The sequence below is a fragment of the Streptomyces montanus genome, from assembly GCF_005786655.1.
In the GTDB taxonomy this organism is placed as follows: domain Bacteria; phylum Actinomycetota; class Actinomycetes; order Streptomycetales; family Streptomycetaceae; genus Streptomyces; species Streptomyces sporangiiformans.
Genome location: NZ_VBZC01000023.1, coordinates 1 through 19387 on the forward strand (window position 1 = coordinate 1; position 19387 = coordinate 19387).

A 19387-nucleotide genomic window follows, 5' to 3' on the forward strand; every position below is an offset into this window, starting at 1 on the left:
CGCCGGACCGCAGCGCGGTCAGGTCGGTGCGGGCCCGAGTCCTCGCGCCCTGCCCGGGCGTGACTCGGACGGCCGTCCGGCCGGGCCGGGCGGAGCCCGTGGGCCGCAGTCGCCCCAGCAGCCGGCGCAGTCCCCGCAGGGCAGGCCGGCCCCGGCCGGTGCCGCACCGGGTGCCCCGCAGGGCCTCCAGGCCGCGGGTACGGGTGCGCCGCAGGGCTTCGACGACAGCGGCCGTCAGGACATGTTCAGCGGCGGCTTCAACGAGAGCGGCCGTCAGGACACCTTCGGCGGCCGTGGCCCCGTACCGCCGCAGCAGCGCCCCGGCGGCAACGCCGAGCAGGGCCGTCCCCCGCGCAAGCCGCAACTGCCGCCGCCCGGTGGTCCGCGTGCCGAGCTGCCCGGGGGCAACCCGCAGCCGCGTGTCCCCAGTTGGAGCGACGACAACGCGCAGCCGCCGGTGCCGCGCTCCTCGCAGGACGGCCCGCGCGGTCACGAGGAGCCGGAGGTCACCTCCTCGACGTCTCGTATGCCGCGGGGCGACGACCGCCAGGGGCCGGGCTCGACCGAGGAGTTCCCGCGGATCGACGACCGCCAGGGTCCTGCCTCCACCAGCGAGTTCGCCCGGCCGGACTACGACGCTCCGCGTCCCGGGGCGGGCGCCCAGCAGGGCACCGGGCAGTTCGTGCGGCCGGACGTGTTCGGTCCGCCGAATCCTTCCGCCCGGCAGAACCCTTCCAGCGGCCAGTTCGCCATGCCGCCCGGCCCCGACAACCGGCAGGACTCGTCCTCGACCGGCCAGTTCCAGGTACCGGGCTCCGGCTACAACGGTTCCCCCGCCGGCCGCGACGGCCGTCAGGACACCGGTGAGTTCCCGGCGCCGGACCAGGGCGAGCGCCAGGGTGGCAACGACACCGGCCAGTTCGAGCGCCCGGGAGCCAACGGCGCCCGGCCGCCACTGCAGCGTCCGCAGCCGCGTCGGCGTCCCACGCTTCCCCCGCAGCCGCAGCACGAGCCCGAGGCCCTGCCGCCGGCGACGGGTCCCGGCGACGGGCGTACGCCGCTGTACGACACCCTCGAGACCAACTGGTTCCACCACGCTCAGGACAACGACGCCCAGAGCGAGTCCACCGCGCCGCAGGACCCGCCTCCGGCTCCCGCGGCCCCGCCGCGCCCGGCGTCGGCACCGGCCCCCACAGCCACGTCGTCCTGGCGCGCCACTCCCAACGACGAACTCGGCCGCCAGGCCGAGCGGGTACGCCAGCCCAGCGCGGGTGGCGTCACCGTCTCCGGCCTGCCGCGCCGAGTGCCCCGCGCCAACCTGGTCGCGGGCACGGCTCAGCAGCAACAGCACCAAAGCGGTCCGCAGGTCTCGCGTGCGCCCGATGACGTACGCGGCCGGCTGACCAATCTCCGACGGGGCATCCAGCAGGGTCGCCAGGCCGGTACCGGCCAGACCGGCAGCTTCCCCAGCCCCACTCACCAGCAGGAGCGTTAGTTGAGCCAGATGAGCCAAGCGGCACAGAACCTCAACTGGTTGATCACCAACTTCGTTGACAACACCCCCGGGGTGTCCCACACCGTCGTCGTCTCCGCCGACGGTCTCCTTCTGGCGATGTCCGAGGGTTTCCCGCGCGACCGCGCCGACCAGCTGGCGGCAGTCGCCTCCGGACTGACCTCTCTCACGGCCGGTGCCTCCCGGATCTTCGAGGGCGGCACCGTGGCCCAGACGGTGGTCGAGATGGAGCGTGGCTTCCTCTTCCTGATGTCCATCTCGGACGGATCGTCCCTCGCCGTCCTCTCCCACCCGGACTGCGACATCGGCCTCGTCGGCTACGAGATGGCACTGCTCGTCGACCGTGCGGGCGCCGTACTCACACCCGACCTGCGCGCAGAACTGCAGGGCAGCCTGCTGCACTAGATCCCGGCACCACCGAACGCAAGACACCGTCCGGCCGCCACACTCCCCACCGGCCCTCATCAGACGGCACATGACCGACTTGCTGTCCCGCCCGGAGGATTCATGACCCCGCCCACCGCCTCTCACGATCCGTACGCAGAGCCGTACGGGGACGAGGGCGACCAGCCGCTGGTACGTCCGTATGCGATGACCGGCGGCCGGACCCGGCCGCGCTACCAGCTCGCGATCGAGGCGTTGATCAGCACCACGGCCGACCCCACCCAGCTCATGGGGCTGCTCCCCGAGCACCAGCGGATCTGCCACCTCTGCCGTGAGGTGAAGTCGGTCGCCGAGGTGTCGGCACTCCTGTCCATGCCACTGGGCGTGGCTCGCATTCTCGTCGCGGACCTCGCGGAAGCCGGTCTCGTCGCCATCCACCAGCCTGGTGGCGACGAGAGCAACGGCGGCGCTCCGGACGTGACACTGCTCGAAAGGGTGCTCAGTGGACTTCGCAAGCTCTGACGGAGGGCGGGCGACCACCTCCGCGAAGATTGTGGTGGCGGGTGGCTTCGGCGTGGGCAAGACCACGTTCGTCGGGGCCGTCTCGGAGATCAACCCGCTGCGTACCGAGGCCGTGATGACGTCCGCGTCCGCGGGCATCGACGACCTCACCCACACCGGAGACAAGACGACGACCACCGTCGCCATGGACTTCGGCCGCATCACCCTGGACCAGGACCTGATCCTCTACCTGTTCGGCACACCCGGCCAGGACCGCTTCTGGTTCATGTGGGACGACCTGGTACGCGGCGCCATCGGCGCCGTGGTCCTGGTGGACACCCGCCGTCTCGCCGACTGCTTCCCCGCCGTCGACTACTTCGAGAACAGCGGCCTGCCCTTCGTCATCGCCCTCAACGGCTTCGACGGGCACCAGCCCTACACGCCCGAAGAGGTCCGCGAGGCGTTGCAGATCGGCCCGGACGCACCCATCATCACGACGGACGCCCGGCACCGGGCGGATGCCAAGAGCGCGCTGATCACGCTGGTCGAGCACGCGCTCATGGCACGGCTGCGGTAACGCGCAAGTCGGCCATGATATACGGCAGTTGTCGTAGAAGCACCGGAGCCGGCTGTGCGCTTTGACACGGTCGGCCAGGGTGTTCATAACGTTTCGACAGAGATATTCGGTGGTACCGACACGCGTCGCGGTCGTCTGGTGCCGCTGTGCTCACAAAGGCCCCGTCTTTTGACGGGGCTCGCTCTTTATGCCCGTTTTATCTGGGGCTTACACAGCTCGGAATCCTTGGTTCCGAGTGTTTGGACCAGCACAGGCTGACGTGCTGGAATGCCTGAACTGCCCGGTAGTCAAGGGCCGGAAGACACACGCGGCACAACGTAGGTGCCGACGCCGAGAGGTTGTTGGTCGAGTGAGGCGAAGCAAGAACGGTCCCGAGCCGTCGGCGCGGGGCAACTTCACCCCGCCGCCGCGCGGAGCAGCACCCACAAACGTGCCCGGCTCGGAGCCGGCGGCACCACCTGCGTCCAGCGGCGGCCGATTCTCTCCGCGTAACTGGCGCGTACCGACCAGACTGAATGCCATCCTGCTCATACCCGTGCTGGTCGGTCTGGTCATGGGTGGCTTCCAGGTGAAGGGCTCCATCGACACCTGGAACGAGGCGAAGGACGCCGAGAAGATCGCGGGGATCGTGGCCTCCGCCTCGGAGTACGCCGCCGCCCTGCTCAATGAGCGTGACATGTCCGCCCAGCCGCTCCTGGACGGCAAGCAGAACGACGACGACAAGGTTGTCGAGCGGGTCCGCGCCACGACCGACGAGAAGGCCGCCGCCTTCCACGCGTCCGTCGAGGGCATGCCCTCCGGCTACGGCCTGGAGCGCCGGCTCGCCCTCGTGGAGAAGGCCGAGCCGCAGCTCACGAACCTGCGCAAGGCGGCGTACACCACGGCGATGGACCCGGTGAAGACCGAAGAGGGCTACGTCGCCGTCGAGCACTATCTGCTGGAGTTCTCCAACGAGCTCGGCCTGGGCACCGGCAACATCACCAGCTACGGCCGCACCGTGTACGCCGTCGCCCTGGCCAAGGGCGCCGCCTCGCTGCAGCGGTCGATCGGTATGCACCTGCTCGTCAAGCCCAGCGACAACGAGACGATCTACAACCAGCAGCGCGTCGCGTTCACCTCGTACGCCTACCTGGAGAACATCGCCATCCAGGAGTACGTCTCCGGCGGTACCCAGCAGGACTCCGACCGGCTCAAGGCCGTCATGGCGCAGAAGACCAAGGAAGGCGAGCAGCGGGTCGCCGAGGCCAAGCGCCAGGCCGAGGCGGCGGGCAAGGACTTCGTGGCCCCGCCCTCCATGAAGAAGATGGTCCAGGGCGTCGCCGCCGAGCAGCCCGCGGCGCTGGCCGAGAAGGGCATCACCCCGGCGACCTGGATGGCCGCGTCCACCGCCAAGTTCGACGGCTACGACGAAATCGAGTCCGACCTCATCGGCCGGGCCGTCGCCGACGCGGGCCAGATCGCCTCCGACGCCCAGCGGGACGCCATCGTCAACGGCGCCATCGTCATCGTCGCCCTGCTCGCCGCGTTCATCATCGCCAGTCTCATGGCCCGCCAGATGAGCCGCTCCATGCGCCAGCTGCGCAACGCCGCCTTCGGTATCGCCGAGCAGCGCCTGCCGATGCTGGTCGACCAGCTCTCGCGCACCGACCCCGGCCGGGTCGACACCCGGGTCGCGCCCATCCCGATCTCCTCCACGGACGAGATCGGCGAGGTCGCCCGCGCCTTCGACCAGGTCCACCGCGAGGCCGTACGACTGGCCGCCGAGCAGGCCCTGCTGCGAGGCAACATCAACGCGATCTTCACCAACCTCTCGCGCCGCAACCAGTCACTGATCGAGGGCCAGCTGACCCTGATCACCGACCTGGAGAACAACGAGGCCGACCCGGACCAGCTGGAGAACCTCTTCAGGCTGGACCACCTGGCCACCCGTATGCGCCGCAACGGCGAGAACCTCCTCGTCCTCGCCGGCGAGGAGCCCGGCCGCCGCTGGGACCAGCCGGTGCCGCTCGTGGACGTGCTGCGTGCCGCCTCCTCCGAGGTGGAGCAGTACGAGCGCATCGAGCTCTCCGGCGTCCCGGAGGCCGAGATCCACGGCCGCGCCGTGACCGACCTCGTGCACCTGCTCGCCGAGCTCCTGGAGAACGCCACCACGTTCTCCTCGCCGCAGACCAAGGTCCGCGTCACCGCGACCCGTCTCCCCGACGGCCGTGTGATGGTCGAGATCCACGACAAGGGCATCGGCCTCACCGCCGAGGACTTCGCGGACATCAACCACAAGCTGGCCAACCCGCCGACCGTCGATGCCGCGATCTCGCAGCGCATGGGCCTGTTCGTGGTCGGCCGGCTGTCCGACCGGCACGGCATCCGCGTGCAGCTGCGTCCCTCCGGCGAGCAGGCCGGTACGACCTCGCTCGTCATGCTTCCCGACATCATCACCCACGGTGGCGGCGGCGAGCAGCAGTCCCAGGGCGACGAGTTCACGGTCTCGCAGATCATCCCGGAGCAGCAGCCCTTCCAGGGCGAGAACTTCCAGGGCCCGCCGCTGCGCACGGCCGCCGAGCTGGGGTTCGACGACAGCCGCTACGCCGACGTCCCGGACGACATACGGGAGCTGGACCCCGTCGGCCGCTCGCTGATGCGTGAGGAGCGCCGCGCCGCCCTGGAGTCCCAGTCACAGGACACCCCGGAGCTCGAGGCCCCGTCCTACCGCGACGAGTTCGACCAGCAGCGCGGCTACGACGACGGGCAGTCCGGCTACGACGACGGGCAGTCCGGCTACGACGGCCGGTCCGGCTACGACACCGAGCGGCCCGCCTACGACGACGGCCGGCCCTACGAGAACGCCTCCGGCGCCTACCCCGACCAGCCTGCGTACGACCACCAGCAGACGGCGTACGGGGAGCAGCAGCAGACGGCGTACGACGAGACGTACTTCCCGTCGAACGGCGGTTATCCGGAACCCACCTATGCGGAGCCGGTCCAGGAGGACCAGCCGACGGCCCACGGATCCCCTCAGGAAAGGTTCTCGGCGTTCGAAGACCAGTCCTACCAGGACGACTGGCCGCAGCAGGACGAGTACCGGAACGGGTATCGATCCGAGTACGCTCCGGAAACGGAATCCGCGCAGGCCGCTGACGTGGCGGACCAGGACCGCGTAGGCTTCGACCGTCCGGGACCGGCCCCCTCCGCCGCTCACGAGCTCACCGACGCCGGGCTTCCGCGCCGCGGTTCCCCCGCGAGCGGCGCGGCCGGCCGGTCGACCGTGAGCCAGGATGCGCCGGCCACCGCGGACAGCAACGGCAATGGCGCCGGTGACTGGCGGTCGGCCAACGACCAGCGGTGGCAGCGCGCCGAGCAGCTGAAGAAGCCCAAGGCGGGCGGGGTCACCTCCTCCGGCCTGCCGCGGCGGGTACCCAAGGCCAATCTGGTCGAGGGCACCGCGGAGTCGACCTCACAGGGCGGCCCGCAGGTCTCCCGCGCCCCGGAGGACGTCCGGGGCAGGCTGAGCAACCTGCGCCGGGGCGTCCAGCGGGGACGCAACGCAGGAAGTGACACGAACGGCCAGGGCTTCGGTCCTGACAGCACCTACAACCAGGAGCGTTAGTGTGAGCCCGATGAGCCAGGCGGCGCAGAACCTGAACTGGTTGATCACCAACTTCGTGGACAACACCCCCGGGGTGTCTCACACGGTGGTGGTCTCCGCCGACGGACTCCTTCTGGCGATGTCCGAAGGTTTCCCGCGCGACCGCGCCGACCAGCTGGCGGCCGTCGCGTCGGGTCTTACCTCGCTGACCGCGGGCGCGTCCCGGATCTTCGAGGGTGGCAGCGTGAACCAGACGGTTGTGGAGATGGAGCGAGGATTCCTCTTCATCATGTCCATTTCCGATGGTTCGTCGCTTGCGGTTCTCGCGCATCCGGAAGCGGACATCGGTCTCATCGGGTACGAGATGGCGCTTTTGGTGGACCGTGCCGGTACGGTCCTGACGCCGGATCTGCGTGCGGAGCTCCAGGGGAGCCTTCTCAACTAGCAGACAGCAGTGCTTTTTGGCGTCCCGTGGCCGTAAGGTTTCGGGACGCGGCTTCCACAGCGATGGGTGCCCGGCAATGTCGGAGGAGGAGAAAGTGGCAACACCCCCAGGCAGTTCGTCTTCGGGCAACTGGTCTTACGGTCCTGGCCATGGCCAGGGCCAGGGTGACGGTTCGCAGAACCCGAACCGGTACAACTTCCCCTCCGCACCGAGCCACCGGCGGCAGCAGCCGTACGCGCCCCAAGGCCCCCAGGGCCCCGGTCCGTCGCCGTACGACCAGCCGTCGGCGCCGCGCATCCAGCCCATGCAGCCGCAGCGCCGCTCCCCTGAGCCGTCGCCCGCCGGCGGGGCATCGAACCCCCTGGTGCGCCCGTACGCCATGACGGGCGGCCGCACCAGGCCCCGCTACCAGCTCGCCATCGAGGCGCTGGTGCACACCACCGCGCAGCCGCACCAGATGCAGGGCCAGCTGCCCGAGCATCAGCGGATCTGCAACCTCTGCCGGGAGATCAAGTCGGTGGCCGAGATCTCGGCCCTGCTCACCATCCCTCTCGGCGTGGCCAGGATTCTCGTCGCCGACTTGGCGGAGGCGGGCCTGGTCGCCATCCATCAGCCCGGCGGCGACGAGAACGCCGGCGGCCAGCCAGACGTGACACTGCTCGAAAGGGTGCTCAGTGGACTTCGCAAGCTCTAGCGGCGGTCCTTCCCGCTCCACCACCTCGGCGAAGATCGTGGTGGCGGGTGGCTTCGGCGTGGGCAAGACCACGTTCGTCGGGGCCGTCTCGGAGATCAACCCGCTGCGTACCGAGGCCGTGATGACGTCCGCGTCCGCGGGCATCGACGACCTCACCCACACCGGAGACAAGACGACGACCACCGTCGCCATGGACTTCGGCCGCATCACCCTGGACCAGGACCTGATCCTCTACCTGTTCGGCACACCCGGCCAGGACCGCTTCTGGTTCATGTGGGACGACCTCGTGCGCGGCGCCATCGGCGCGATCGTGCTGGTGGACACCCGCCGTCTCGCCGACTGCTTCCCCGCCGTCGACTACTTCGAGAACAGCGGCCTGCCCTTCGTCATCGCCCTCAACGGCTTCGACGGAAACCAGCCGTACAACCCGGACGAGGTCCGCGAAGCGCTCCAGATCGGCCCGGACACCCCGATCATCACGACGGACGCCCGGCACCGCGCGGACGCCAAGTCGGCGCTCATCACGCTCGTGGAGCACGCCCTGATGGCCCGCCTTCGGTAGGGCACGCATCGCTGGCAAAGGGCGGGTCTCTCCCCTCGGGAGAGACCCGCCCTTTGTTTCCGCCGCGACGGTCGCGAACCCACCGAGGCATGCGAAGGGCCCCCTCCGGGCGGAGGGGGCCCTTCGACGCTCGGCTCAGCGCCAGCTGTGGGGCGCCCGGAAGCCGGGCTCGCGCTCCAGGCGGCGCCAGCCGGCCTTGGAGCGGCCCCGGTGGGCCGGAGACTCGGGGGTGGCCGCGGCACGGGCCAGGAGGATGGCCGTGATGGCGGCGACTTCCTCGGGCTCGGCGTGGCCCTTCTCGACGCGAATGTCAGGCGTGGTCATAGGTGTCAGTCTCCGTGAGAGAGAGGTCCGCGGGGTTGCCGCGATGGGTCCGCCGGGTTACTGCGGCGGGTTGCCGTGCTTACGGGAGGGCAGGTCCGCGTGCTTGGTGCGGAGCATCGCGAGGGAGCGGATGAGCACCTCGCGGGTCTCTGCCGGGTCGATCACGTCATCCACCAGGCCGCGCTCGGCCGCGTAGTACGGGTGCATCAGCTCGGACTTGTACTCCTTGACCATGCGCGCGCGCATCGCCTCGGGGTCCTCGGCCTCGGCGATCTGCCGCCGGAAGATGACGTTGGCGGCACCTTCGGCGCCCATCACGGCGATCTCGTTCGTCGGCCACGCGTACGTGAGGTCCGCCCCGATGGACTGGCTGTCCATGACGATGTAGGCACCTCCGTACGCCTTCCGAAGGATCAGCGAGATCCTGGGCACGGTCGCGTTGCAGTACGCGTACAGCAGCTTCGCGCCGTGGCGGATGATCCCACCGTGCTCCTGGTCGACGCCGGGCAGAAAGCCGGGGACGTCCAGAAGAGTGACGATCGGAATGTTGAACGCGTCGCACATCTGCACGAACCGCGCGGCTTTTTCGCTGGCCTCGATGTCCAGGACACCCGCCAGGGACTGCGGCTGGTTGGCGATGATGCCGACCACCTGGCCGTCGAGACGGGCCAGGGCGCAGATGATGTTGCGGGCCCAGCGCTCGTGGACCTCCAGGTAGTCGCCGTCGTCGACGAGTTCCTCGATGACCTTGGCCATGTCGTACGGCCGGTTGCCGTCCGCGGGGACGAGGTCCAGGAGTACGTCGGAGCGCCGGTCGGCGGGGTCCTCGGAGTCCGCGTGGGGCGGGTTCTCGCGGTTGTTGGACGGCAGCATCGACAGGAGGTAGCGGACCTCCGCGATGCAGGTCTCCTCGTCGTCGTACGCGAAGTGCGCGACGCCCGAGGTCTCGGCGTGCACGTCCGCGCCGCCGAGGCCGTTCTGGGTGATCTCCTCACCGGTGACCGCCTTCACGACGTCCGGGCCGGTGATGAACATCTGCGAGGTGTCACGGACCATGAAGACGAAGTCCGTGAGCGCCGGCGAGTACGCCGCACCGCCCGCGCACGGGCCGAGCATGACGCTGATCTGCGGGATGACCCCGGACGCCTTCGTGTTGCGCTGGAAGATGCCGCCGTAACCCGCGAGGGCGGAGACGCCCTCCTGGATCCGCGCGCCCGCACCGTCGTTGAGCGACACGAGCGGCGCCCCGGCCGCGATGGCCATGTCCATGATCTTGTGGATCTTCGTGGCGTGGGCCTCGCCCAGCGCGCCGCCGAAGATCCGGAAGTCGTGGGCGTAGACGAAGACCGTCCGGCCCTCCACCGTTCCCCACCCGGTGATCACACCGTCGGTGTGCGGCTTCTTGGCCTCCAGGCCGAAGCCGGTGGCCCGGTGCCGGCGCAGTTGCTCGACCTCGTTGAACGAGCCCTCGTCGAGCAGGAGCTCGATGCGCTCCCGGGCGGTCAGCTTGCCCTTGGCGTGCTGCGCCTCGGTCGCCTTGTCGCTGGGTCCGCGCAGCGCCTCCGCACGGATCGCGTGGAGTTCGGCCACCCGCCCGCGCGCGTCGGTGGGTTCGCCGGCCGAGGATTCGGCGGTCTCGTCCAAAACGGTCATGTAGCGACCATACGAAGTCCACCAAGAAAAGCGAGCCGTCGACTCCTCACAGTCTCCGACCCGTTTTCCTGGTACCACTGAACAGAACCCCTACCTTATGCAGGCGTTCCAACTGCTCAGAGGGCTCTCGGCTTGTAGGGGTCACACAAACACATCAGTCGAGAGACACCTCACATTCGTGGGTCGCACATGCCGCCCCCGGAGTGACACGCGGCCGCAGTCGGCGTCCGGTGGCGAGCACCTCGACGGACGGATCGGCGCGCACGACACCCGGACGGCCTGGCGTCCGGAGTCGTTGGCGAGGACGGAGAGCCAGGTGGGCGTGAGTGCCTGGCTCACGACAACTGTTGAAAGTTGAACGGAATAGGTCTACGGTCGGGGTCGTTGAAGATTAAACAGCCTCGGTGCAAGGCCGGGGCTCATCCCCAAGGAGCCAGTCATGAGTCTCTTCGGCCGCAAGAACACGACCGACACCGCCACCGCCACGGCGCCCGTCGCCGTGAACCCCGATCTGGCCGCCCTCACCGGCGACTACACCATCGACCCGTCCCACACGACGATCGGCTTCGTCGCCCGGCACGCCATGGTCACCAACGTCAAGGGCGGCTTCCTCGACTTCTCCGGGAGCCTGCACCTGGACGGCACGGACCCGTCCCGGTCCACCGCGTCCATCGACGTCAAGATGGACAGCATCGACACCGGTTCCGCCGACCGTGACGGCCATCTCAAGAGCGCGGACTTCTTCAAGACCGACGAGTTCCCGGCGATGACGTTCCACTCCACCAAGGCGGAGGCCCTGGGCGGCGACGACTACCGCATCACCGGCGACCTGACGATCCTCGGCACCACCAAGCCGCTCTCCATCGACCTGGAGTTCAACGGCTCCGCGAAGGACCCCTTCGGCAACGAGCGTGTCGGCTTCGAGGGCAAGGCAGAGATCCTGCGCTCCGAGTGGGGCCTCACCTGGAATGCGGCGCTCGAGACCGGTGGCGTCCTCGTCTCCGACAAGATCAAGCTGAACTTCGACATCTCGGCGATCAAGAACGCCGGTTGATCCTGCGGCGCCGGACATTCCCCGACGTCCGCCACGTTCCGCCGTTCCATCGTTCCGCTGTTCCGCCTCCCGGAACTACTGCGTTCATTCCGTGCGCGTACTGTGCAACAGCCGTACCAAATACGGCTGTTGACGCACGATGAGCGTGTGCCCCTGCCGACCGGCCAGGGGGATTCCAGTTCCAGGAGAAGCGCAGTGAGCACGAAGACGGGACCCCAGCGCTATCCCGGCGCGAGCCGGACGCACTGGTACCAGGAGGAGTACGGCGGCGACGCGATGGAGGTCAACTGCGTCGTCCTGCACACCACCGAGGGCCGCACCCTGCCGGGCTACGGCGGCGGAGCCTCGGCCCCGAACCTCACGGCGGTGCCCGACCTCGCCGCCGAGAAGCTGGAGTGGTACCAGCACTTCGACATCGAGACCTCGTCCCGCGCCCTGGTCAACGAGGCCGGCGGCGTCGAGACGAACGCGCTCAACGTCTGCCAGGTCGAGCTTGTCGGCACCTGCGACCCGAAGACCCACGCCGAGTGGGAGGAGGCGGGGCAGTCGCACATCTACTGGCCGAAGGCACCCTCCTGGGCCCTGCGCGAAGTCGCCCGCTTCCTCGCGTGGATGCACATCGAGCACGACGTACCGCTGTCCGGACCGAAGGCGTGGCCCGCGTACCCGCAGTCGTACGGGAACGGTGAGGGACAGCGGATGAGCGGCTCGGAGTGGGACGACTTCAACGGGGTCTGCGGGCACATGCATGTCCCCGAAAACGACCACGGGGATCCCGGGGCGGTCGACTTCTCCCAGCTCATCAAGTACGCGAAGGAGGCGCAGGACCAAGGCTGGTCGGCGCGCTTGACCAGGGCTTTTCGGCGTTGGACCGGGTCCGGTAGGCCTTAGCCCGGCTCCGGCCGCCCTGGGCCCTGGGCCCTGGGTGATTCCGGATCGGCGATCGCCTCGGCCGCCGCCACCTCCGCGAGCCCCGTCGGCTGCCTATGTGCGTCGGGCGCGGGGAGATAACGTTGCGCCGATGTCCGCGTTCATGCAGCAACTCCCCGCGCTCATAGGCGTGATCATCGGCGCCCTCGGCTCGTATCTGGCCATCGTCCGCGGGGACCGGGCCCGTTTCCAACGCGAGCAGGCAGTTCGCCGGGAGGAACGGCGGCTGGCGGTGTACTCCGACTACGCCCGGGTGCTGAAGAAAACCGTGACCCTGACGTACCGGATCGCGGCCCACCTCGGCAACGACCCCCATCCTCACCCCTTGGCCCCCGAGGACGCGGACCCCCAGCTGGCCGAGGCCCTCGACGCCCGCGACCCGGTCGGCGAGGCCCTGCTGATGTTCGGGGCACCGGAGGTGGTGGAGCGGGCACGCGAGTGGGTCGTCGTGGTCATCGAGATGGAGCGGTTCCTCGGCGAGCAAACCCGTGATCCCGAAGCCTGGTCGGCCCTGCTGGCCCGCCAGCGCACCGCCCGCGAGCGGTATTACGCGGCGGTACGCAGTGACCTCGCACTGCCGCCGGGACATCCGGGACAATGGATCCTCGACCCGTCGGCTCCGAGGTCTCAGTGAACCAACGGTTCGCTGTCGGGGCCCGCTCGACGCTGCGGACCCCGCCCCAGTAATTCGATGGACTTCGTGCGGCGGGCGTGGCTAGTCTCGCCGTCGTGTCCAGTCCCGAGGCGTCAAGACTCCGGCCACCGGTTCTCCGGTGGCTGTTTGGGATGTCGGACTGAGTCTCCACCAAAGTGGCAGCTCCACGATCAATTGCGATCGGAATCACCCCTTCACCGCCGCCGGAACGCCGTGCCGTGGGCCGTGTTCGTTTTCGGGTGTGCGGAGTCTTGTCATGCCGTTCGGGCTTTATCTGTTGGGGCTTGCTGTCTTTGCTCAGGGGACTTCTGAGTTCATGCTGTCCGGTCTTGTGCCGGACATCGCGCGGGATCTGCGGGTTTCCGTACCGGCAGCCGGGGCACTGACCTCGGCGTTCGCCGTGGGAATGGTGGTCGGGGCGCCTCTGATGGCTGCCATGAGCCGCCGGTGGTCCCGGCGTGGGGCCTTGCTGGGGTTCCTCGGGACCTTTCTGGCCGTCCATGTGGTGGGGGCGCTCACCAGCAGCTTCGGGGTGTTGGTCGCCACGCGGGTCGTGGGGGCACTGGCCAACGCCGGGTTTCTGGCCGTCGCCGTCGTGACGGCCGTCGGGATGGTCGAGGCGAACGCCAAGGGGCGGGCCACGTCTGTGCTCCTTGGCGGGGTCACCGTCGCGTGTGTCGCCGGGGTTCCCGGTGGGGCCTTGTTGGGGCAGGTGTGGGGGTGGCGGTCGGCCTTCTGGGCGGTGGTGGTGCTGTCCGTACCGGCCTTGTTCGCGATTCTGCGGTCCGTGCCGGGCGGGGTCGCCGACGCGGCCCGCGTGAGTGTGCGCGGAGAGGTTCGGGCCCTGGGCTCGCCTCGGCTTCACATCGCCCTGCTGCTCGGTGCGTTGGTGAACGGGGCGACCTTCTGCACGTTCACCTATCTCGCGCCGGTGGCCATCTCGGTCTCCGGCCTCGGGGCCTCGTGGGTGCCCGCCGTGCTGGCACTCTTCGGACTGGGGTCCTTCGTCGGGGTCACCGTGGCCGGGCGGATCGCCGATGCCCGGCCCGTACCGGTCCTGGTGATCGGTGGGGTGGCGCTGCCGGCCGGGTGGGTCGTGTTCGCGCTGTCCGCCGGGAATCCGGTGGCGGTGGTCGTCCTGGCCTTCGTCCAGGGCACGCTCTCGTTCGGCGTCGGATCCACGCTGATCACCCAGGCGCTGTACGCGGCGGCCGACGCCCCCACCCTGGCGGGCGGCTTCGCCACGGCCGCGTTCAATGTCGGTGCCGCGGTCGGGCCGTGGGTCGGCGGGGTCGTGATCGGGGCCGGGCTCGGGTATCGCGCGCCGATGTGGGTGAGTGCCGGGCTGGTGGGTGTCGCCCTCGTGCTGGGAGCGGCAAGTCGCTTCAGCCGTACGGTCCGTACCGACCGCGATGCCCGTACGGCATCATCGTCCGCATGAACGTCGACGTCGAATGGGTCACCGTCGCCTCGTACGAGAACGTGCGCGGGCGTCCGCTCCCCCTGGCCGCCGTCCGCGCTTGACTGCGCGAGCGCGGGATCGACTGGATGCCGTTCCTCATGGATGAACTCCGGTGGGATCTGCCGTGTGGGCGCGGGCCCGATGGCCACTGGCGCGGTGGGATCACTATCCAGGTGGCGGCGGGGGCCCTTCGGCGGCTCGGGCTGCATCCAAGTCAGCCGGCGGCGGAGGTCAACGGGCCTTCGCCGCCTGGCTGGTGGCATGCGGCGGGTGAGCGCTACGGGCGACGCGGACCGGTGTCCCCGGCTGCTGGCCGTCCCGCGGCGGACCGATGTCCCCCGGGCCCCGAGCCCGGCCACGGCCACGGCCACGGCCATCAATAATCCGGTGCGCGACCCGTCGTTCGCCGTTAGCCTCCGGCCATGACCTGGCTGCCCCCGGACTTCGTCCATCCCGTACGTGCCGAGCTGCCCGGCGGGCCGTACCTGCGTCCGATCACCGGCGCCGACGCCGCGATCGACTACCCGACCGTGATGGGGTCACGGGAGCGGTTGTGGGAGATCTTCGGGGAGGCCTGGGGGTGGCCCGCGGCCACCATCACGTACGAGGCGAACAAGGCGGACCTGGAGCGGCACGAGGCCGAGATCGCCGCCCATGAGTCCTTCAACTACGTGCTGCTCGACGCCGCCGGCACGACCGAGTACGGGTGTGTCTACATCGATCCGCCGGCGAAGGCGGGCGCCGACGCCGAGGTCTCGTGGTGGGTCGTGGACGAACAGGTCGGGAGCGATCTGGAGCGGGCGCTCGACGCGTTCGTGCCCCGGTGGATCGCGGAGGCGTGGCCGTTCGAGCGGCCGCGGTTCATCGGGCGGGATCTGTCGTGGAAGGAATGGCTGGCCCTGCCGGACGCCGGCTGAGTCCTGCCCCCGCCTCGCCTCTGCGCCTCGCCACTGCCAACTCACCGGCGGCGCCTCACCGGTGCCGCCCCGCCGCTCCGCTCACCCCGCATGGCCGGATTTCGCGCCTTGTGGGGGCGCACACCGCGTTCTCATAATCCTCCAACGGAAAATCACCGCTCCTGCCGACGACGTCGCGACTTCTTGTCGTCTCCCTTCTTGGCATGAGCCTGACATTTCAGCGCGGCTTCGGTTCGACGCGTTCGTATGTCCAACCCCCCACGGAAGGCATCACGTTGAAGAAGCTCCTCAAAGCGCTCCAGAGATGCGCGGTCCTCGGCGCCGCCGCCCTCGCGATCGTCAGCCTTCAGCCCGTCAACGCTTCTGCGGCTCCCGCACCCGTCGTCGGCGGAACCCGCGCCGCGCAGGGCGAGTTCCCGTTCATGGTCCGGCTCTCCATGGGCTGTGGCGGCGCGCTCTACACCCAGCAGATCGTGCTCACCGCCGCGCACTGCGTGAACCGCTCCGGCAACAACACCAGCATCACGGCCACCGCCGGAGTCGTGGACCTCCAGTCCACCAGCGGACGCGTCCAGGTCCGCTCCACCAAGGTCCTCCAGGCGCCGGGTTACAACGGCACCGGCAAGGACTGGGCGCTCATCAAGCTCGCCCAGCCCATCAACCAGCCGACCCTGAAGCTCGCCACCACCAGCCAGTACAACACCGGTGACTTCACCATCGCCGGCTGGGGCGACACCCGCGAGAACGGCAGCGGCTCTCGCTACCTCCTCAAGGCGACCGTTCCGTTCGTCAACGACGCCACCTGCAAGGGGTACGGCGGCCTCTACAGCGGCCTCGTCCCGAACGAGGAGATCTGTGCGGGCTTCGAACAGGGCGGCGTCGACACCTGCCAGGGCGACTCCGGCGGCCCCATGTTCCGCAAGGACAACGCCGGTGCCTGGATCCAGGTCGGCATAGTCAGCTGGGGCGACGGCTGCGCCCGGCCCGAGGCCCCCGGCGTCTACACCGAGGTCTCCACCTTCGCCTCCGCCATCGCCTCGGCGGCGGCTTCGCTCTGACGTCATGCACGAGCCCGGCGTCCCCTGGCGCCGGGCCCGTTTGCTGGTACCCCTTGTCGGCCGCCCGTCAGAAGCCGCCGCCGAAGTCGCCTCCGCCTCCGAAGTCACCCCCTCCGAAGCCGCCACCGAAGTCACCGGAGTCGAAGTCCGCACCGGATACGTCGCCGCCCTCGTAGCCGGCGCCCCCGAAGTCTCCGTATCCGGAGCCGTAGGTGGCCCCGTACGACGGACCGGCCATCATCGAGCCGAGCAGTGTGCCGACGAGGAGGCCGGGGAGGATCCCGCCGCCGAAGTAGCCGCCGGCCCAGGGGCCGTAAGCGGGGCCCGCCTCCCAGTAGGGGCGGCGGCCGGAATCGGTGTCGACCTCGCGGGCGGCGGGGTCGAGTCCGTCGGACAGCCGGGCCCGGTCGGCGGCGCAGACCGGCACCTCGCGGGATTCCCCGCCCGCGGGCGTCCAGGTCTCGTCGGCGACAGACGGACCGTGGCGCGGGTCGAAGAAGCAGGGAGCGCGGCGCTCGGGCAGCGGGCTCCCCTCGCGGCGCGCGGCGAGGAGGGCCAGCGAGAAGCGCCCCTCCTCCAGGGCCTGGGTGACGGCACGCACATCCTCCGGGCGCTGCGCCGCGGCCATGGCCGACTTCGCCGTGTCGTATCCGTCCAGGGCGCGCTCGTAGTCGGCGCGCATCGCGTCGTCCGCGCCCTTCTCGGCGGGGTGGAAGTCGAGCCGGTCGAGCTCCTCGCCGAAGGCGGTGATGTCCTCGTCGACGACCACGCGGAGCTTCTCGAGCGCGGCCCGCTGCTCCTCTTCCCTCCTGCGGCGGTTACGGCGTACGAGTGTGTACGCTCCCGCGCCACCGGCCACGATGACCGCGCCGGCCCCGATCAGCGCGCCGGTCGGGACGGTGTCGCCGCCACCGCTCCAGCCACTGGGTGCGGAGCCGCCGATGTTGACCAGGGCGCGGTCCGTGAAGTCGTTGAGCTGGCTCTGGGTGTCCTCGCCCTGAACGCTGGAGACGAGGTTCCGCACGGCGTCGTTCGACAGGACGGAGGAGTCGGCCTTCGCGTCGAACTGGTCACCGAGCCGGATCGCGTAGAGGCCCGTGATCCCGGTCGCCGTACGGAGGTCGCGGAAGAGATCCTCCTTCGGGAAGTCGCCCGGAAGCACCGCGACGAAGACCGGCTTGTCGGCGTTCTCGATCTTGTCGGCCAGGGCGTCGGCCTCGTCGCCCGGCAGCTGTTCGGACACGGACGGGTCGACGTACACGGGGTTCTCGCGCAGGGCCTCCGCGATCGTCGAGACATCCGTGGCGGCATGGGCGCGCGGGGCCCCGACGGACAGTACCGCCAAGGCCGCGAACGCGATCAGGAGTATGGGGAGGGAGAGCCCCCGGATCATTGCGCCCTTCATACTCTCGAAGCTACTCCAAAATGCGCAAAATGGAGCATCGGTCCTGGTGAGGATCGTCCACCCACAGGAGTGGCCGGTGGACACGGTGGCCGTTGATCTTCGTCCGGGGGAGAACCCGTCGAGGCGGTGGCGGTCGCCCGTCCGAGGGGCGTTCTTGGCCATCGGTCCCACGAGAGTGGCCGGTTGACGCCGACCTGGGTTCGGCGGTGCCCCGAGCCGGGCATCGTGAAGGCAGGACGGTGCCGCGACGGCACCGTCCGACGTGACGGTACGGGCCTGAGGGGGTCGTCAACTGCCGTACATAAGGCTGGTGTCCTGCTGTCGGTGGGGCATTCGGCCCCCTACGATTCACCTCTGCCCCATGGCGAGGGACGTGCGGCGGTCATGAACCCGTGCGTGGAACGTCTCCGGCCCTGCCGGACACCGTGCGGGCGCGGAACGGAGGGGGGACGAGGCCATGGCGACATCCGCGCGCGCCCGCCTGCGGCGGCTGCCGGAGACGGTTCCCCGCATCGTGCTCGGCGCGGCGGGCGCGCTGGTCCTCGGCGTGGCGTGCGGCCTGGTGGTGGACCTCTCGGCGGTGGTGGGCTCCCCCGGCTATCTGTTCGGGGCGGGGCTGCTGCTCGGCGTCGGTCTGTACGGCAGCACGTACGCGATCGACCTCAGGGCGCTGCGCGCCGATCTGACCGGTGTGGTGGCGGCGGTCACCCTGGGTGTGGTCCTGAAGGCCGCACTGATCGCCGGGACGATGGTGCTGGTCTTCGACCGGCCGGAGTACCTGGTGCTCGGCATCGCGGTGGCTCAGATCGACCCGCTGTCCGTCGCCGCTCTCGACAGAAGCGGACGGATGTCGCAGCGTGCCCGGTCGCTGCTGAAGGCATGGGCGTCGTTCGACGACCCGATGACGGTACTGCTGACGTTGTACCTGGCGGGATACGCCTATGCGGCCGCCGGGCACAAGGGCACACCCGAGCTCACGGCCGGGGGCGCGGGCGGCTACGCGGCCGGGCTCGTCCTCAACGCCGGGCTCCTCGCGGGGGTGCTGCTGCTGTGGTGGGTGGGGCGGCGGGTGTCGTCGCGGGTGCCCGACACGCCACCGTCACGGCGGGTCAAGGACACGGCCACGGTGCTGCTCGTGGTGGCGATGCTGGTCCTCGCCGCGTTTCAGCAACTGATGCTCGCGGTGGCGCTGGCCGGTCTGGTGGTGCGCGCCAAGGTCCTCGACAAGGTGCTCGGCCGTGCGGTCGGCGGCGCGTTCCTGGCCGCGTTCCTGGCGCTGGGGCTGCTGCTGGCGCACGGGGTGGAGTTGTGGCGGGGGTTCGTCCTGGGCGTGGCGGCGTTCGGCGCGCAGGCGGTGGTGGCCCTGTGCCTCATGCCGCTGTTCGTACGGGGACTGTGGCGCGGCGACCGGATCGCGCTCGGCCTCGGCCAGCAGAACGGCATCACGGCCGTGCTCATCGCGCTGACGCTGGAGCGTGACTTCCCCGGCACCGCCGCCACCGTCGGCCCCGCGGTGATCACCGTCAACGTTTTGCACGGCACGTCGCAGGTGCTGCTGGCCCATCCGCCACGCCTGCGGTGGCCGTGCTCCCGGGGGGAACTCACCGCCGGTGGCGAGCGTCATCCCCCGTATGACCGGCAGACGAAGGACGAACGGTCGGTCGCGTAGC

At 69.8% G+C, this 19387-nt stretch carries 17 protein-coding genes and 1 pseudogene; 15 read left to right on the forward strand and 3 right to left on the reverse strand.

What is annotated here, in order from left to right; genetic code table 11:
* The 8 genes and pseudogenes from FE633_RS47360 to FE633_RS21445 all read left to right on the forward strand — a co-directional run.
* Nucleotides 1–1495, forward strand: a pseudogene (locus FE633_RS47360) (nitrate- and nitrite sensing domain-containing protein); the annotation flags it as partial.
* A gap of 9 nt (nucleotides 1496–1504) precedes the next feature.
* Nucleotides 1505–1918 (forward strand): roadblock/LC7 domain-containing protein, encoded by a 414-nt coding sequence (locus FE633_RS21415; RefSeq protein WP_055520031.1) that lies wholly within the window; start codon nucleotides 1505–1507, stop codon nucleotides 1916–1918.
* 102 nt (nucleotides 1919–2020) lie between these two features.
* A complete protein-coding gene (locus FE633_RS21420) occupies nucleotides 2021–2419 on the forward strand; it encodes a DUF742 domain-containing protein (RefSeq protein ID WP_119101065.1) in 399 nt (132 codons plus the stop codon).
* Nucleotides 2400–2975, forward strand: a complete 576-nt coding sequence (locus FE633_RS21425; protein WP_046729249.1) for a GTP-binding protein — start codon at nucleotides 2400–2402, stop codon at nucleotides 2973–2975. The genes FE633_RS21420 and FE633_RS21425 overlap by 20 nt, the downstream gene beginning before the upstream one ends.
* 349 nt (nucleotides 2976–3324) lie before the next feature.
* The gene (locus FE633_RS21430) at nucleotides 3325–6579 is read left to right on the forward strand and encodes a sensor histidine kinase (RefSeq protein WP_138046776.1); all 3255 of its coding nucleotides are present in this window, start codon (nucleotides 3325–3327) and stop codon (nucleotides 6577–6579) included.
* A 10-nt stretch (nucleotides 6580–6589) separates the two neighbouring features.
* Entirely contained in the window at nucleotides 6590–7003 is a 414-nt protein-coding gene (locus FE633_RS21435; RefSeq protein ID WP_004983065.1) for a roadblock/LC7 domain-containing protein, read from the forward strand.
* Between the two features lie 94 nt (nucleotides 7004–7097).
* Nucleotides 7098–7697: a DUF742 domain-containing protein gene (locus FE633_RS21440; RefSeq protein WP_138046777.1), complete on the forward strand. Its 600-nt coding sequence runs from the start codon at nucleotides 7098–7100 to the stop codon at nucleotides 7695–7697.
* On the forward strand, nucleotides 7678–8259 hold the full coding sequence (locus tag FE633_RS21445) for a GTP-binding protein (protein ID WP_026248371.1): 582 nt from the start codon (nucleotides 7678–7680) through the stop codon (nucleotides 8257–8259). The genes FE633_RS21440 and FE633_RS21445 overlap by 20 nt, the downstream gene beginning before the upstream one ends.
* Before the next feature lie 135 nt (nucleotides 8260–8394).
* Here the strand turns inward: FE633_RS21445 and FE633_RS21450 are convergent, their stop codons facing one another.
* Nucleotides 8395–8583: an acyl-CoA carboxylase subunit epsilon gene (locus FE633_RS21450; RefSeq protein WP_138046778.1), complete on the reverse strand. Its 189-nt coding sequence runs from the start codon at nucleotides 8581–8583 to the stop codon at nucleotides 8395–8397.
* Nucleotides 8584–8640: 57 nt separating this feature from the next.
* Nucleotides 8641–10236, reverse strand: coding sequence for an acyl-CoA carboxylase subunit beta (locus FE633_RS21455; RefSeq protein ID WP_138046779.1), 1596 nt, complete (start codon nucleotides 10234–10236; stop codon nucleotides 8641–8643).
* Between the two features lie 439 nt (nucleotides 10237–10675).
* On the opposite strand from FE633_RS21455, the gene FE633_RS21460 reads away from it, so the two are divergent.
* The 6 genes from FE633_RS21460 to FE633_RS21490 all read left to right on the forward strand — a co-directional run bounded on the left by FE633_RS21460 (nucleotide 10676) and on the right by FE633_RS21490 (nucleotide 16312).
* Nucleotides 10676–11290, forward strand: coding sequence for a YceI family protein (locus FE633_RS21460; RefSeq protein WP_138046780.1), 615 nt, complete (start codon nucleotides 10676–10678; stop codon nucleotides 11288–11290).
* 195 nt (nucleotides 11291–11485) lie between these two features.
* Nucleotides 11486–12181: a hypothetical protein gene (locus tag FE633_RS21465; protein ID WP_246113753.1), complete on the forward strand. Its 696-nt coding sequence runs from the start codon at nucleotides 11486–11488 to the stop codon at nucleotides 12179–12181.
* A gap of 130 nt (nucleotides 12182–12311) precedes the next feature.
* Nucleotides 12312–12854 carry a hypothetical protein gene (locus FE633_RS21470; protein ID WP_138046781.1) on the forward strand — a complete coding sequence of 181 codons (543 nt, stop codon included), beginning with the start codon at nucleotides 12312–12314 and terminating at the stop codon, nucleotides 12852–12854.
* A 277-nt stretch (nucleotides 12855–13131) separates the two neighbouring features.
* On the forward strand, nucleotides 13132–14316 hold the full coding sequence (locus FE633_RS21475) for a Cmx/CmrA family chloramphenicol efflux MFS transporter (protein WP_138046782.1): 1185 nt from the start codon (nucleotides 13132–13134) through the stop codon (nucleotides 14314–14316).
* Between the two features lie 443 nt (nucleotides 14317–14759).
* Complete coding sequence (locus FE633_RS21485) at nucleotides 14760–15254, forward strand: N-acetyltransferase (protein WP_138046783.1); 495 nt, start codon at nucleotides 14760–14762, stop codon at nucleotides 15252–15254.
* A gap of 275 nt (nucleotides 15255–15529) precedes the next feature.
* Nucleotides 15530–16312 carry a S1 family peptidase gene (locus FE633_RS21490; RefSeq protein ID WP_138046874.1) on the forward strand — a complete coding sequence of 261 codons (783 nt, stop codon included), beginning with the start codon at nucleotides 15530–15532 and terminating at the stop codon, nucleotides 16310–16312.
* Nucleotides 16313–16379: 67 nt separating this feature from the next.
* Here the strand turns inward: FE633_RS21490 and FE633_RS21495 are convergent, their stop codons facing one another.
* A complete protein-coding gene (locus tag FE633_RS21495; protein WP_138046784.1) occupies nucleotides 16380–17717 on the reverse strand; it encodes a hypothetical protein in 1338 nt (445 codons plus the stop codon).
* Between the two features lie 457 nt (nucleotides 17718–18174).
* Between FE633_RS21495 and FE633_RS21500 the strand changes: the two genes are divergently transcribed.
* Nucleotides 18175–19386 carry a hypothetical protein gene (locus tag FE633_RS21500; protein WP_138046785.1) on the forward strand — a complete coding sequence of 404 codons (1212 nt, stop codon included), beginning with the start codon at nucleotides 18175–18177 and terminating at the stop codon, nucleotides 19384–19386.
* The last annotated feature ends 1 nt before the right edge of the window (nucleotide 19387 follow it).